This is a genomic window from Sedimentibacter sp. B4 (genome assembly GCF_000309315.1).
In the GTDB taxonomy this organism is placed as follows: Bacteria; Bacillota; Clostridia; order Tissierellales; family Sedimentibacteraceae; genus Sedimentibacter; species Sedimentibacter saalensis.
Map to the genome: position 1 here is coordinate 79,771 of NZ_CANG01000007.1, position 16,290 is coordinate 96,060.

A 16,290-nucleotide genomic window follows, 5' to 3' on the forward strand; every position below is an offset into this window, starting at 1 on the left:
ATCTAAAACAGAAAAGAAAGGACGGAATACATTATGAAAAGTTTATTGGAAAAAATAAATAAGACTATAAACAAGGATTGGTTTAGCAAAAATATAAAAAGCATTACTATAGCATTAGTTGTCATTGTATGTGCTTTAGGAATTACGATCGGCACTACAAAAATATATGGAGGAAGTATGGAATCGGGTGCTCGTCAAGGTATTGTATCTGCCAAAGACGTAAGCATCAATACTAAAATACCCGGACGTATAGTAAAGTTTTATGTTGAGGAAGGACAACAAGTGAAGATTGGTGATCCAATTGTGGAAATTTCCAGTGAAGAAATTCAAGCGAAAAAATTACAATTAGAAGCACAGGTTGCACAGGCACAGGCAGGCGTGGATGCTTCCCAGGCAGCACTTGAGATGGCACAGGGGGCTTATGAGGTGGCACAGGAAAGAGTCAAGCAAGCCGAGGCAGGTGTCATTGCCAGTCAAAGCCAAAGAAATATGGCTGCTGCAGTCAATGAGAAAGCAGAAAATGGTGCCAGAACTCAGGAAGTTGCCCAGGCGGAAAGTGCATATAATTTATGGAAATCAACATATGACAGAGCAGTTGTTTTAAATGAGGGAGGAGCAATTTCCAATCAGAAGCTGGAGGAAATCAAGACTCAAATGAATGTATCAGAACAAACTTTAAGCATGGCTAAAGAAGGAGCAAGAACTGAAGACAAAAAAGCTGCAAGTGCACAGCTGTCATTGGCCGAAGCCGGTATATTGTCAAGCAATTCATTGCTCAACCAAGCCTGTGAGGCTTCGAACATTGCACTGGCACAGGTCAGTCAGGCCCAGGCCGGGCTTGCTGCTTCGCAAGGCAAACTAGACCAGGCAAAAGCTGGTTTGCAGGAAGTGGAAGTGTATTTGAAGGATACAGTTATTAAATCACCAATAGACGGAACAATTACTGCAATAAATTCTGACGAAGGAGAACTTGTATCAACTGGCACTTCAATTGGAACTGTAAGTAATCTTGACAAATGCTGGGTCAGCATAAATCTGGATGAGAATAAATTAGAAGGGGTATCGGAAGGACAGACTGTTGATGTAACATTAGCTGCCTATAAAAATAAAACATACAAAGGCACTGTAGTAACAATAAATAAAGAACCTGATTTTGCAGTTAAAAAGGCAACAAATGAAAATGGAAGTTTTGATATTGTTTCGTTTGGGGTAAAAATAGAAATTGATAATTTGGATCAATCCATCAGACCTGGTATGACCGCTATTGTAAATTTTGCAAATTAGGATGTGGGGAAGATGTTAGTAAAAAGCTTTAAACAAGAGTGTGCAAGCTTTGTTGAAAATAAAATAAATTTATTGGTTCTTTTTATAATACCTTTGCTTGTTGTAATCCTGCTTGGTGTTGAATTGTCTAAAGGAGTTATAACTGATATTCCCATAGCAGTCATCAATTATGATAATTCATCATTCAGCCGTCAGCTGGTAGAAAAATTTGATCAAAATGAGACTTTTAAGGTCACAAGTTATCCAGCCAATGAGCAGGAGCTTGAAAAATTAATGAAGAACAGTAAGGTTCGTGCCGGGTTGATTATTCCTGAAAATTTTTACAACGATATAGCTTCATTAAAATCACCAACTGTATTGATGGTTTATGACGGCAGCCATTTGTCAATTACAAGTACGGCTAAAGCAAAAGCAACAGAAATTCTGTTAACCTATAAGGCAGGTGCTGCCATTTCGCAGTTAACAGGAAGGCTTAATATGTCATATAAAGAAGCCTACAACATTGCTCAGGCTTTTCAGTTCAATAACAGAGTGCTGTATAATTCGTCAAAAAGCTTTGAGTTTTTTTTGACGCCGGTTCTTCTGGCAGGATATATTCAGTCAGCAATAGCACTGACCGCTACAGTATCTGTTGATCAAAAAATATTTTATGAAGAAAAGATGACAAGGTTAGGCTATGCATCAGGCAAGGTTTTGTTCTATACGCTGTTTGGAAGCCTGAGCATGATGATTTGCATGATTCTTCAAATTGGATTATTTAATGTGCCGTTTAAAGGAAATTTAATGAATTTACTTATACTGACATTAGGACTCAGCTTTTCAGTGTCTGCCTTTTGCGTAATGATATCTTCATTGATAAAAAACAGAATGGTATGCCTGGTTGGCGGTGCAGTTTTATTTATTCCTAACTCCGCTATGGCAGGAACAACATGGCCAATAATATCCATGCCTGCAGGTTATCAAAGTTTTGCCAGGTACATGCCATTTGCACATTATGCAAATAATATCAGGGACATATATTTGAAAGGGACATCACTGCAGCAGATTATTAGTGATGTTTCATATCTGTTTGCATTTGGAGCTATAATTCTTATATTGACAGAACTGGTTATGATTATTGCTGACAGAGAGTCTGAGGACAAGGAGGTGATGGATGATGACTTACAAGGAAACATTCATACGGGAATTCCGCTCGATATTTAAGTATAAAGGAATGATGATTCTTCTTTTTATAGGACCAATTTTTTTAACATTGTTTTTTGGAGGAGTTTACTACAATGACTATGTTAAGGATATACCTATTGCCATTCTGGATGAGGACGGTTCTACCCTCAGCAATCTTGTGGGCAGTTATTTTTTAAGCAATGAACGTTTTGAAGTAACAAACTACCCAGCCACAAGAAAGGAACTTGAAAACCTCATTGATGACGGGAAGGTACAAATGGGAATTTGCATTCCTAAAGGTTTTGAAAGTAAGGTATCTACGTATCAGTCATCACAAATTTTAGCCATTACCGATGGCACAAATATTGTTATGGCAAACAATGCAATTGCTCAGGCAACATTAATTACTCAGTCAATATCTGCCGGAATAGAGATGAAGCTTATCCAGGGTAAAGGCGTATCGCCAAAGACAGCCCAGGACATGGCCCTTGTCTACAATGTAGGAGAAAGAATGCTGTTTGATCCAAAGATGACATATATGAATTATTTGATGATCTGCTTCCTGGCAGTATTTGTTCAGCAATTGATGCTTTCTGCAATGGGATCAACTTTTATCAGAGACAATGAGTACATTAACAGTGGGAATGTAATGTCAAAGGTACTTGCTGCCGTCAGTGCTTGTTTTGTTGGCATACTTCCGGCAGTTGCAGTCAGCATGGTCATTCTCCGCAAGCTTTTTTATGTGCCTATGGTAGGAAACATATGGACAGTGTTACTTATGACTGTGGTTTTTCTTATTGCACTTACAGGGCCATCGTTATTGATTGCTTCCATGACAAAGGACAGGGTAAAGTATTCCCAAATAGAATTTATGCTGTCTCTTCCTACTTTTTGTTCTTGCGGCGGCGTATGGCCTGTTGACCAAATGCCAAGACTGCTGGAATTTTTAATCAGAGCCTGTTGGCCGGTGATTAATTATGCCAAGGTTGTGCAGGAAGTTTTAATAAAAGGTATGAGTTTTAGTGCAACTATTCCTAATATTCTGCAGATGGTTCTCTTTGCTATGGTATGGCTGCCCATTGGAATTTTTTTCTACAAAAAAACTTTCAATCAGGTTATGGTTCCGGAGATTATGTGAAAATAACATCTTGTGATATCACGGTTGTTTGTGTTTTAGAAGTCTAACACAAACAACCGTTTTTTATATTTGCTCCAGGTACTCAGATATTTCCCAATCACTGACGTGTTTCATGTATCTGTTCCATTCATATTCCCGAAGAAGGATGTATTGGTTAATGAATTCTTCTCCAAGGATGTTTTTAAAGTATGTATCTTTTTTTAATTGATTTATGGCATCTATCAAGGTAATGGGAAATCTTTCATAACAATTTTCATATGTTGTGTCACCGTTGCATGAATTTGGTGATTGAATTTTGTTTTTAATACCGTCCAGTCCTGCTGCCAATACTGCAGCTAATGTGATATACGGATTTGTATCTGAACCTGGCAATTTATTTTCTATCCTGGCATTTTGGTTTCTTGCAAAGGGGACTCTTATCATGGCTCCTCTGTGTTCATAGCCCCAGGAAATGGAGGTCGGAGCAAATCTATACTCTTCAAGCCTTTTGTAGCTGTTAACGGTAGGATTAACCAAGCCGCATAGTCCTTTGGCATGTTTTAACTGTCCGGCAATAAAATGATGGCATATATCTGATAAACCATCCGGAAAATTATTGTCACTGAACAGGTTGTTGCCATCTTCATCATAAAAGGAAATGTGCAGGTGTGCTCCGCTTCCGTTTTGGTTTGCCTTTGGTTTTGCCATGAAAGTCGCAATAAGATTTTTGTTTTTGATTATTTCTTTAATAGTCATTTTGTAATAAGAGGCCATGTCGGCGATTTCCACACCATAAAATGGCGAATTCGTAATCTCCAGTTGCCCGGAAGCATATTCTGTATTTGCAATTTCAGGGCCTGCACCTATTGCTGATAAATTATTCATGATGTCTTGAATTATGTTTATCAGCACCGGCTCATGAACTTCTGAGTAGCATTGTATACTGTTGTAGATTGGTTTTAATGAGTCATTGTTTTTTTCGAAAATAAAAAATTCATATTCGAAAGCTCCTCTTATAATGATTCCTTCTTTTTTATAAAGAGAAATCACTTTTTTTAATACGTTTCGAGGTGTGTATTCTATGAGATTTCCGAATGAGTCATAAACATCGCCGATTACCCTTGCAGTATTAGGTAAGTATGGAACTATGGAAAATGTGGATAGGTCAGGTTTAACTACACAGCTTGGGAATCCCCCTTTGTAACCGCCTCCGACTTTGTCATTTAACTCACCTTTTGTGTCAAATGCAAAAACTGCAGAAGATAAACCAATGCCACTATTAACAACACTTGACATGAAGTGTTCCACTGAAACAAACCTTGAACGATTAATATTTGAATTGTCGTTTACGCATACTATTACGGTCTTGATTCTGTTTTCCTGAATTAACTGAGTTACATGTTCTATGTAAACATTCTTTTCATCAATGATTTTATCGGACATGTAATCACCTCCATTATAAAATATTGTCATGTAATTATGTTTGCTTCAAAATCATCATGATGGTTGATTATTTCTTCAAGGTTGTACACTTTTATTCTGCGAAGCAATGTTGTATTGCTTATACCAAGTTTAATCGCAGCCTTGCGTATGGTGTTGGAATGTGTAAGTGCATTTGTAATGATTTCTTTTTCATAATCATTGAGCATTTCATCTAAAGTATGAGAGCATTTTTCAGTGATGGTTTTTATTTTAATCGATGATGATTCAATCAAATATTTTGGTAAGTCATTTGTTGTAATTATATTATCTTGAGCTGTAATGTAAGAGGATTCAACAATGTTTCTCAGTTCCCTTACATTGCCGTAAAATGTATGGTTAGTAATTAAGTACAATGCAGATTCGTCAAATGTTCTGTCAATGTTATACATACTTATCAGTTCATGCAAAAATTGTTCCAACAGAGGCAGAATGTCTGCTTTTCTTTCACGCAAAGGCGGTATTGTAATTGTTGCTACACTTAATCTGAAATACAAATCCTTCCTAAAAGTCCCATTCTTAACTAAGTTCCATAAGTCAGCGTTGGTACATGCAATAATTCTGACGTCAATTGATTTGGACCAACTTCCGCCAATTCTCCTGACTTCATGCTCCTGCAATACCCTGAGCAGCTTTACCTGAAGCTGTGGGGACAGTTCGCCAATTTCATCCAATAGCAGGGTGCCTTTATGGGCAGATTCAAATAAGCCCATGCTTCCTTTAGTGTTGGCACCTGTAAATGCTCCGCTTTCATACCCAAAGAGTTCGGAATCAAGGAGAGATTCCGGAATTGCGCCGCAATTAACAGTTAGAAACGGCATACTTGCTCTGTTGCTGTATTTGTGAATTAGTTTGGCCACAACTTCTTTACCGACACCGGTTTCGCCATTTATTAAGATGGTCGTTTTAAACTGGGCATATCTTTTAGCCATATTAAATATATCTTTCATTTCATCACTATAAAATACACCTTGTTGGTCCATAATTGCACTCCATTGGTTCAAAAATGAAAATGGGGTAAATCATTAATATTTAAATGAATTATAGCAGGTATTAAAAAAGAAAAAACTCGAATTATGAAAATATTGATTCAACTTTTTGATAAATTCAGTAAATTGTAAGAGCATATAACAAAACGTTGATAATATTTTACCAATTTTCGACATTTCATAGACAATCAACTTGTCTTGTTTAAGCTGAATTTTAACAGGTGATCAAATCGCTATTTTTTATTGGCCATGAAATGTAAAAAATTAGGTATGAATATTGCTAATATAATTTTGAAATCAATTAGATGTAAAACTTGAACATAAACTTTTCTATATGAATTTAAACAATACATAATTAGGGGGTATAGAATGGGTAGGCTAGATAACAAGGTGGCAATGATTACCGGTGGAGCAATGGGGATTGGGGAAGCAGATGCACTTCTTTTTTCTAAAGAAGGAGCAAAGGTTGTTTTAACCGATATTGACGTAATTCAAGGAAAAAAGGTAGTCGATGCAATAAGAAATGATGGCGGTGAAGCTATGTTTATAAAATTGAATGTAGCGAGGGAAGAAGAGTGGGATAATGCTATTTCTGAGGCCATTAAAACATATGGAAAAATTAATATTCTTGTAAATAATGCTGGGGTTTCATTAGGTAAAAACATTGAACAAACAACTTTAGCAGAATGGAATAACGTCATGGACATTAATTCCAAAGGTGTATTTTTGGGAACCAAGAACGCTATCATTGCAATGAAAGAAAACGGTGAAAATTGCTCAATTATAAACAGATCATCAATAGATGGCCAGGTAGGAGAGCCAGATTTGGCAGCATACTGTGCTTCCAAGGGAGCTGTTACTATTCTTACTAAGGCAGCGGCACTTCATTGCGGCAAAAAAGGTTATAAGATCAGAGTTAATTCTGTGCATCCAGGCTATGTGCATACTTCTTTAACAGAAAAGGAAGCATCAGATTCAGGCCTTTCTGATGATGAATATTTTTCAAACGTCGGCAAACTGCACCCCATAGGATATATTGGAAGACCAATGGATATTGCTTACGGTGACTTATACCTGGCATCTGATGAATCCATTTTTGTGACGGGGTCTGAATTAACAATTGACGGCGGATGGACAGCTCAATAATTGTTTTAGTCGAGGTTAATAAAAATTATTATTTTATATCAAATATTCAATCAAGGAGGAATAAAAATGAAAAGTTACAGCTGCAGTTATTTAAAAGGAGGGTAATTTGAATTTAAATAATTATAATGCTTGTATTTTATCAAGTTGTTGCCATTATTAATTAAGCGATAGCTATACACACATTGATTTTAAATTTAAATGTAAATGGAGGTAAAATTGATGAGTAATAAATGTAACGTGGTATATCCATATATTCCTAATTCTGTTCCTGAAGTAAAAAAAGCAATGCTGGATGAATTAGGCATGAACAGTGTTGAAGACATCTATAAGGAAATTCCGGAACGCCTTAGGTTTAAGGGTGAAATGAATATACCTGCTCCTATTCATTCTGAAGCCAGACTTCAAAGACATGTAGAAGATATTCTTTCTAAAAATAAAAATTGCAAAAGTTACATTAGCTTCTTGGGAGGAGGAACCTGGAATCATTATGTTCCTGCTGTATGTGATACCATTGGCGGTAGGGATGAAATTTTAACCTCATATGTTGGCGAAGCTTTTTCTGACCATGGTAAATTCCAAATACTGTTTGAAAGCGAAAGTATGCTTGGCGATTTGACAGGATTTGATGCATGCAATACTCCTACCTATGATTGGGCAAATGCTTTAGCTATCACATCAAGAATGGCTTCAAGAACTACAGGAAGGAAAGAAATTCTTGTATCTGAAGCAATCGGTCCTCAAAGAAAGCTAGTAAATGAAAACTACTGCAAGCCGGACATTACAGTAAAAGAAATTAAATTTGATTATGAAAATATGTGCCTGGATTTAGAAGATTTAAGAAGTAAAATTTCTGAAGATACAGCATGTGTTTATTTTGAAAATCCAAATTACTTAGGTTTTATAGAAACCCAATATGAAGAAATTGTAAAAATTGCTCATGAAAAAGGAGCATTGGTGGCTGTCGGTGTTGATCCTACATCGTTGGGAATATTGGAGGCACCCGGAAGCTTTGGTGCTGATTATGCACTCGGTGAACTTCAGCCTTTAGGAATTCATATGTCCTTTGGAGGAGGCTTGGGTGGATTCATTGCCTGCAGAGATGAAGAAAAATTTGTAGCTGAATACCCTTCATTATTGTTCGGAGTATTGCCGACAGTTAAAGAAGGCGAGTATGGCTTTGGCCAAGTTGCTTTCGAAAGAACTTCTTACGGTTCCAGAGAAAAAGGCAAGGACTTCATAGGAACCTGCGCAGCATTGCATGGCATGATTGCAGCTGTCTACCTGGCATTAATGGGACCACAGGGAATGAAGGACCTTGGAAATGGCATATTGCAAAGAGTAGCTTATGCTAAAAATGAGCTGTCTAAAATTGAAGGTATTAAAATTTATGATGCCTGCAACTTTAAGGAATTTGTAGTTAATTTCGATGGTCTTGGAAAATCAGTTAAGGAAATAAATAAGGCCCTATTCGAAAAGAATATTTTTGGCGGAATAGACCTGACTGATGATTTTCCGGCTCTAGGCAACAGCGCATTGTATGCTGTAACCGAAATGTTGACTAAAGATGATATTGATTCGTTAGTAAGAGCATTTAGAGAAATGTAATTTCAAAGAATAAATGAAGGGAGATATATAGATGAGTAAAGCATATTTAAGGAAAAATTTTCATGAAGCTTGTTGGGATGAACCAATGATTTATGAACTTTCAACTCCCGGAACGAGGGGAATATTAACTCCAGAGGTTGAGGATGAAATAGTGGCTTTGGTTGGTGAGGCTTCTGATTTATTACCTCAAAACGTACAGAGAAAATCACCTCTTTTATTGCCTGAAGTTGACCAAAAGCATGTTCTGGCACATTACATTCACCTTACTCAGGAGACCATGGGTTCGAATGTCAGCAACGACTTGAGCGAAGGAACCTGCACAATGAAATACAACCCAAGATTGTGCGAAACTTTGGCTTTAAATGAAAACTTTGCATATGTACATCCTGATCAGGATGTTGACACTATACAAGGTGTTCTTGAAATATACTATAAGTTTGAACATATTATGAAGGAAATTTCAGGTATGGACAAATTCAGTTTTCAGCCAGGCGGAGGTAATCAGGCAGTATACTGTGCTGCTTCGGTTTTGAGGGCATATCACAATTCAAGAAAGGATTACAAGAGAGACACAATAATCACGACCATATTCTCTCACCCATGTGATGCAGCTGCTCCGGCCACTGCAGGATACAAGGTAATCACACTGTATCCTGATGAAAGAGGAGTTCCTGATTATGAAGCTCTTAAGAAGGCCGTGGAGGAAACAGGGGATCATCTGGCCGGCATTTTTATGACTAATCCGGAAGACATAGGTATATACAATCCTAATATAGATAAATTTGCTGAATTGGTTCATTCTGTAGGTGGCCTATGCTACTATGACCAAGCAAATGCAAATGCATTTTTGGGAGTTGTCAGGGCAAGAGAAGCAGGATTTGACATGTGCCATTTCAATATTCATAAGACATTCGGAACGCCTCACGGCGGAGAAGGTCCTGCATGCGGAGCATTTGGCTGCAGAGAATTTTTGACTAAGTTTTTACCTAAGCCTACGGTTGAGTTTAATGGTGAAAAATACTATCTGAATTACGATATGCCTGACAGCTTTGGCAAGGTAAGAGAGTATTTTGGAGTTGCCGGAGTTATATTGAAGGCGTACAGCTGGGCTATGATGCATGGCGTTGAAGGCATGAAAGAATGTGCAGCTATTTCAGTATTGAATAACAACTATCTTGAAAAACTTCTTCTCTCAATCAAAGGATGCGGCGAGGCATTCTTGGGCAACGGAATCAAGAGACAAGAACAATGCAGATACTCATGGGAAGAACTGTACAATGATACCGGAGTAGGAACAAATGATATTAATAAGAGAATAAATGATTACGGTATTCCATGGTATTGGGCTTCTCACCATCCTTGGGTTATTCCTGAACCAATGACTTTGGAACCGTGCGAAACATACAGCAAGTGTGACTTGGAAGAATATTACCAAGCCCTGAAACAAGCTGCGGAAGAAGCTTATACAAATCCTGAAGTTGTGTTGACCGCTCCTCATAAGAGTGCATCACACGACCTGGCTAATCCAGAAGACCTTGATGATCCGACTAAATGGGCTATAACCTGGAGAGCGTTCCTTAAAAAGCACGGGGACCAATATACAAAGGTTAAGTAACAACATTTATAAATCAGTAGCCTTTAACTATAATAACCTTGTTATAGTAAAGGCTGCTGACAGTATTCAAAACAACGGAAAGGGTGTGTAATTTTGGCTAAAAAAATCGGAATTATTGTTAATCCGGTAGCAGGTATGGGGGGTAAAGTAGGCTTAAAAGGATCAGATGGTGAAGAAATATTAGCCAAAGCGATTGAATTAGGAGCAAAACCAGAGTGCCCAGATAAAGCTGTAGTTGCTATAAGTCAGATTAAGCAATTTGAAGATGACACCTTAGAAATATATACTTATCCGAATGAAATGGGAGAAAATGAGGTCAGGGCATGTGGTTTAGAACCTATAGTCATTAATCATATGCATTCTTCAAATACAAAACCGGAAGACACTATAAGAGCTGCCAAAGAGATGTATGAAATAGGTGTTGATCTGATACTCTTTGCAGGAGGAGACGGAACTGCAAGAAATATTATGGATGCAGTTGGTGATAGAATAGCTGTTTTAGGAATACCTGGAGGTTGTAAAATACATTCTGCCGTATATGCAATAAATCCAAAAACAGCAGGGAAGCTTGTTTTGAAATTTCTACAAGGGAAGGTTAAAGATTTAAGATTATCTGAGGTAATGGATATTGACGAGGATGCTTTTCGAGAAGGGGTTGTGAATGCCAGGTTGTATGGTTATATGAAGGTGCCTTACGATACAAAGATGGTTCAAAATCTGAAAAGCGGCAGGGCAGCAGGAGAAGAAGCGGCTTTAGATTTGGTATCCAGATACATTGCTTTCAATATGGAAAAAGATGTGCTTTATATAATGGGAACAGGTTCAACAGTCAGAGGCGTTATGGATAAATTGAAGCTGAAAAACACGCTTCTGGGAGTGGATTTGGTTTGCAATAATCAAGTAATAACCAATGACGTAAATGAAAATACTATATTGTCGTATCTGGATAAGTATAGTAAAGCAAAGATTGTCATTACTGTAATTGGCGGCCAGGGGTACTTGTTTGGAAGGGGTAATCAGCAAATAAGCCATAGAGTGATCAGAAAAGTTGGTTTGGATAACATATTAATAATTGCAACCAAGAACAAGATGTATTCCCTTTTTGGACAGTCATTATTGGTTGATACCGGCGACGAAGTATTAAATTCGGAGCTTAGCGGTTATGCCAGAGTTATTGTAGGTTATGATGAATCTGTTATGTTTAAAGTAATATCATGATAGTTAATATACAACAAACAAAAGTTATAGAAAGCAGTTGATTTTTGGAAAGAAGAAAAGTAAATGGTATAACAATGTACTTTGAAGAGTTTAATTCCTTGAATATATTCGAATCGTATCACTTTAAATAATAATTGAAGGGGTGAAGTAAAGTGTCAGAGAAAAATATTCAAATGGAAAACAATCAACCTGAAGGATTAAACAGAAATTTAAGACTATTATATGTTTATGCTCTAGCTACAGGCGCTATTTTGACGTTCATCGGGTATTGGGACACAATATTTATGTCATACTGCGGACCTGGCACATGGTTAGCTTTTCTGTTAATGACCATAATTGTTTTACCGATAGGATTTGTTTATTGTGAACTGGCTTCGTTATTTCCACGTGTTGGAGGAGAACTTCTTTACAACACGATTGGAATGAACAAGCATATGGGTTTTTGGGCAAGTTGGCTTATTATGGCTGCATGGGTAACAGTGCCTGCTTCTGGAATGATGGGAATTATTGCATGGGTTGACCATGTTGGAAACTTTAATCTCGCAGCAAAAGACATTGCCATTATTTCATCTGTAGTACTTGTGATTTATACATTTTTAAGTTTGAATGACATTCAAATTGCAGGTAAGGTACAAACATTTATGTTGTTTGGAGCATTAATTGGCATAGTAATAACTTCAATCATGTTCTTCACCAGTCCGTATTGGAGTTTTGATAACTTGAGACCAATGTTCAGATCTGTTTTGAGAGATGGGGGAATGCAAGGCTGGGTAATTGGTTTAGGATTGATTATTACACCGTATTTTGGATTCGAGACTGTTCCGCAAATGGTTGAGGAAGGCACGTTCCCTATTAAGGATAGTGCTAAAGCAATTTTAGGATCAATATTGACATGTGGAGTCCTTTACACTTTGTTTTTCTTTGCATTAGGAGGAATGGCCCCTTGGGAACAACTAATTGGTCTTGAAAACGGAGTAGTAACAAAATCATTTATCACCATTACATTAATGGAAGATATGCTTGGTTGGAGGCTATGGCCATTGCTGTTTGGTATATTCGCAATCCTTTTTACAATCGGAACGTGCATTTTGGGATTCTGGATTTCAGCTGTCAGATTGATTTATGCAATGGGCAGACAGAATTTCCTGCCGCCGATCTGGTCAAAAGTGAACAAACATCACCAGCCTATACTGCCTAATATTTTCATATTGGTTATAAGCCTGGCATTTCTGCTTATTATGAATTCATCTACATTTATGAATGACTTTTTTAATATAATGTCGTTCAGCTGTGCTGTAGCTTATGCATTGACCATGATATCAGCTATTCAGATAAGACGAAAACATCCTGAATGGGAAGCACCATTCAAGTTGAAAGGTGGTATGGGAATGAGAGCTCTGGCTCTGGCTTTTGCCTTATTAGCTGTATTATTGTGTGCAACCGGTTTGGGAATAGGTTCATGGAAGAGTTTAGGAGTTTACTTAATTGTTGGAGCATTTTTATGGATGTACATGGTATTGGGAAGATGGAAGAGTTCATCAGTTGTTATGTATACGCCTGATGGTGATAAAGAATACTAATCAGATATTAGCAAATATATTTTCTGCGAAAAAGCGATTGTGTTTATTCACATTGTCGCTTTTTTATTTTAATGTAATAAGTTTGGATGCAAATAGAACCGAGTTGAAGCAGAACATGTTTATGCCGGCAAAATTCAGGTATAATAATCTTAACATAAAATGAATTTTAAGGAGCATAGCATGAAAAAACATAAATCAATAATCATAGGATTAATTGTGGCAGCAATATCTTTTGTATTGATGTACACAGGGATAAGATTTATTAATAACACAGATGTAATAACAGAAAACATAGCATATTATGTATTGTTTTCATTGATATTAGGAGGCATATCTGCGGTTTTTCATTTTTATAAGTTAAAATATGCTTTGATATTTTTCATTGCAGGTATAGTAATCGGATATTTTGAAATGTTTCGCAGATTTATGGACAATTTAGATGGCTGGGGAGACCTGGCAGGCATACTGTCATTGTTCATGTTTGTTACAGCAGGACTGTTTGCAGGAATTATTGTTCAGACAGTCCATCATTTTTTAAAAAGTATAAGAAAAAAAGAATGACATTGAACAATTAAACAGTTTTTCAGCAACTGTAATAGGTAGGTATGTTTTATATTGGTTGACAGATAAAGATACAAAATATATCATTAATGTATGTAAATGGAATAAATTATAGAAAGAGAATGTTATTTGGAGGGCAATATGATAGTAACTACTACACCTACTGTAGAAGGAAGAAAAATAGTTGAGTACAGGGGAATTGTTTTTGGAGAAGTTGTTTCGGGAGTTGATTTTGTAAAGGATTTTGCAGCAGGACTAACAAACTTCTTCGGGGGAAGGTCAGGATCTTATGAAGGCGAGCTAATCGATGCAAGGGAAAGTGCGCTGAATGAAATGATGCAAAGGGCTGCAAGCCTAGGAGCCAATGCCATAGTCGGCGTTGACGTTGATTACGAGGTGCTTGGCCAGGCTAACAACATGCTCATGGTTACGGTATCGGGAACAGCAGTTGTAGTTCAATGATAAGGAATAAAAGAGCATATTACGCCATTGCTTTCTTGATATTGTTGATGGTTGAGATTGCAATTGCCATATATGTACATGATGATTTCATAAGGCCCTACGTTGGTGACGTCCTTGTGGTAGGAGTTGTCTATTTCTTTGTTAGGATTTTTGTTCCTGACAAAGTGAAGCTAATGCCCCTTTATGTGTTTATATTTGCTGCTCTTGTAGAGGTTCTGCAATATTTTCAATTAATCAGTCTTTTAGGATTGGAAGAAAATACTTTTGCCAGAATATTGATTGGTTCAACTTTTGATGCGAAGGATTTGTTTTGTTATTTCATTGGATTTATAATCATACTTGTGTTGGAACTTTTGCCGATTCGGCTACGATAGGGGTGATTTCTAATGAAGACATTGATAGTATATGACTCTGTATTCGGAAATACAAAGACCGTGGCTATGGCCATGGAGGAATCAATGAAGGAAATTGGTGAAGCATCTGCCGTCCACGTAGGGAAATATCATCAGGGACTGCTGGAAGGGGTGGATTTGCTGGTTGTTGGTTCTCCCACAAGGGGATTTAAACCAACAAAGGAAGTGTCTGAGTTTCTTAACATGATGCCTGCCGGGGAGCTTGTTGGTATAAAGGTTCTGGCGTTTGACACAAGGTCTGATGTGAAGAAAATCGACAACAAGGTTCTTAATTTTATGGTTAAGCATTTTGGTTATGCAGCAGAACCAATAGGAGAAAAGCTGGTTAAAAAGGGAGGAACTCTTGCTAAGCAGCCGGAAGGATTTATAGTAAATGATTCAGAAGGCCCTCTTAAGGACGGAGAAATTGAAAGGGCCAAAAAATGGGTTAAGATTTAAGAGATGCCCCTGCCAATGTCGGGGGCATTAAATTTATGGCTGTAGTTTTTCAGCAGCACAAAAAATTATTCTCATGTACTGCTCAACATCTTCCGGTGTTAAAACTGGAATTTTCCAGTAATTTATATATTCTTTCGGCACAAGGAGGGACATTACAGAGGCTGTTCCCGGAACTATGCCTGCTGCCCTTACTGTGTCGTGGAGATCATTTGACATGAAGCTTATTCCTCCTGCATCTTCACTGACCATTCTAGCAATTTCAGCTATGATTGATGTTTTGTCAATTGCTGATTGGGCTCCTGACAGTCTTTCACCAAGTTTTATTATTTCCCTGGCAAAATTTATGGTGGCATTTTCGAGACTCCCTTTTGATATGGGAAGTGAGTCATTTTTAAAAATATATGGTAGACTCAAGTCGTTGGCTGCACTTGCCAGTGCCTTTGCAACATCTGTGTTGTCAATCATTTCCTGGCCCCGGAATAAGAATGTGCTGCAATTTATCTCTTTTGACAGGGACGGCACGTATGATTTACTTTCAACTATTATGTTTGGAACGTCACGAATGCCAAGGAGTCTCATGATTTCTCCCTTTTGACCTAGGGCGGTGTTTCCTTCATTGTCTTCAGCAGGTCCTATTCCTCCTTCAGAACCGTTTATGTTCAAAAGCAGTGATACAGGTATTCCGTTTATATCAACAACAGTTCCGGCCATTTTATCAATGAGTCCTTCATATTTTTCATGTGTTGTGAGAATTTTGTGGGGAGATTTTTTGCAAAATGAATCCATTACTGCCAGAGCTATTGCACCTTGCAGTGCAACTGGTGTTTCCATGGCTCCCTGTCCGTACATCCTGCCGAAAGTTTTCACAGCCACAGTCTGGGTATATATGCCGTCTTCGCCTTCAGCTCTTCTGAGCATGAGTACTTCCTGAGGAGTGAGCCCTCTTCTTGTATGAGACGTTCCTATTCCTCCACCATATGTTTCGACTGTTATGGAGCCTGTTTCAGAATTTCCTGTAACATATTGTATGGTTGTGTCAACCTTAAAAGCTTCCTTCATTATAGAAGCAACAACTGCAAAACCTGCAGAATCATCCTGAACAAAACCTGAGTGGCTGTGGACGTGTCCTATTCCGGCGTGACCTAGTACAGCCAGAACTCCTGTATTTTTTTCTGATACCTTAACAACATAATTTTTCATAACTTCCTCCAACAAAAAA

General features: G+C 37.6%; 15 protein-coding genes. 12 read left to right on the top strand and 3 right to left on the bottom strand.

What is annotated here, in order from left to right; translation table 11 throughout:
* The first annotated feature begins 33 nt into the window (after positions 1-33).
* The 3 genes from BN358_RS00975 to BN358_RS00985 are packed head-to-tail and all read left to right on the top strand — an operon-like array spanning position 34 to position 3,586.
* Positions 34-1,284, top strand: a complete 1,251-nt coding sequence (locus tag BN358_RS00975) for an HlyD family secretion protein (RefSeq protein ID WP_019227447.1) — start codon at positions 34-36, stop codon at positions 1,282-1,284.
* Between the two features lie 12 nt (positions 1,285-1,296).
* A complete protein-coding gene (locus BN358_RS00980) occupies positions 1,297-2,487 on the top strand; it encodes an ABC transporter permease (RefSeq protein WP_019227448.1) in 1,191 nt (396 codons plus the stop codon).
* Complete coding sequence (locus BN358_RS00985; protein WP_019227449.1) at positions 2,438-3,586, top strand: ABC transporter permease; 1,149 nt, start codon at positions 2,438-2,440, stop codon at positions 3,584-3,586. The genes BN358_RS00980 and BN358_RS00985 overlap by 50 nt, the downstream gene beginning before the upstream one ends.
* A gap of 63 nt (positions 3,587-3,649) precedes the next feature.
* Here the strand turns inward: BN358_RS00985 and BN358_RS00990 are convergent, their stop codons facing one another.
* Both BN358_RS00990 and BN358_RS00995 read right to left on the bottom strand, forming a co-directional pair.
* On the bottom strand, positions 3,650-5,008 hold the full coding sequence (locus tag BN358_RS00990; RefSeq protein ID WP_019227450.1) for a glutamine synthetase family protein: 1,359 nt from the start codon (positions 5,006-5,008) through the stop codon (positions 3,650-3,652).
* Positions 5,009-5,034: 26 nt separating this feature from the next.
* A complete protein-coding gene (locus tag BN358_RS00995; protein WP_019227451.1) occupies positions 5,035-6,027 on the bottom strand; it encodes a sigma-54-dependent Fis family transcriptional regulator in 993 nt (330 codons plus the stop codon).
* Positions 6,028-6,402: 375 nt separating this feature from the next.
* Here BN358_RS00995 and BN358_RS01000 point away from each other — a divergent pair, with 375 nt between their 5' ends.
* From BN358_RS01000 to BN358_RS01040, 9 genes are all read left to right on the top strand, one after another.
* Positions 6,403-7,179, top strand: a complete 777-nt coding sequence (locus BN358_RS01000; RefSeq protein WP_019227452.1) for a glucose 1-dehydrogenase — start codon at positions 6,403-6,405, stop codon at positions 7,177-7,179.
* A 219-nt stretch (positions 7,180-7,398) separates the two neighbouring features.
* Positions 7,399-8,784 (top strand): aminomethyl-transferring glycine dehydrogenase subunit GcvPA, encoded by a 1,386-nt coding sequence (gene gcvPA / locus BN358_RS01005; protein WP_019227453.1) that lies wholly within the window; start codon positions 7,399-7,401, stop codon positions 8,782-8,784.
* Between the two features lie 31 nt (positions 8,785-8,815).
* The gene (gcvPB, locus tag BN358_RS01010; protein ID WP_019227454.1) at positions 8,816-10,399 is read left to right on the top strand and encodes an aminomethyl-transferring glycine dehydrogenase subunit GcvPB; all 1,584 of its coding nucleotides are present in this window, start codon (positions 8,816-8,818) and stop codon (positions 10,397-10,399) included.
* A gap of 93 nt (positions 10,400-10,492) precedes the next feature.
* Entirely contained in the window at positions 10,493-11,617 is a 1,125-nt protein-coding gene (locus tag BN358_RS01015) for an ATP-NAD kinase family protein (RefSeq protein WP_019227455.1), read from the top strand.
* A 152-nt stretch (positions 11,618-11,769) separates the two neighbouring features.
* Positions 11,770-13,197, top strand: a complete 1,428-nt coding sequence (locus tag BN358_RS01020) for an APC family permease (RefSeq protein WP_019227456.1) — start codon at positions 11,770-11,772, stop codon at positions 13,195-13,197.
* Between the two features lie 180 nt (positions 13,198-13,377).
* Positions 13,378-13,758, top strand: a complete 381-nt coding sequence (locus tag BN358_RS01025) for a hypothetical protein (RefSeq protein WP_019227457.1) — start codon at positions 13,378-13,380, stop codon at positions 13,756-13,758.
* Between the two features lie 141 nt (positions 13,759-13,899).
* A complete protein-coding gene (locus BN358_RS01030; protein WP_019227458.1) occupies positions 13,900-14,220 on the top strand; it encodes a putative heavy metal-binding protein in 321 nt (106 codons plus the stop codon).
* Positions 14,217-14,594, top strand: coding sequence for a DUF2809 domain-containing protein (locus BN358_RS01035; protein WP_019227459.1), 378 nt, complete (start codon positions 14,217-14,219; stop codon positions 14,592-14,594). The genes BN358_RS01030 and BN358_RS01035 overlap by 4 nt, the downstream gene beginning before the upstream one ends.
* Positions 14,595-14,606: 12 nt before the next feature.
* Positions 14,607-15,071, top strand: coding sequence for a flavodoxin family protein (locus BN358_RS01040; RefSeq protein WP_019227460.1), 465 nt, complete (start codon positions 14,607-14,609; stop codon positions 15,069-15,071).
* A 33-nt stretch (positions 15,072-15,104) separates the two neighbouring features.
* Here BN358_RS01040 and BN358_RS01045 read toward each other — a convergent pair whose 3' ends face one another.
* Positions 15,105-16,271, bottom strand: coding sequence for a hypothetical protein (locus tag BN358_RS01045; RefSeq protein ID WP_019227461.1), 1,167 nt, complete (start codon positions 16,269-16,271; stop codon positions 15,105-15,107).
* Between the last annotated feature and the right edge of the window lie 19 nt (positions 16,272-16,290).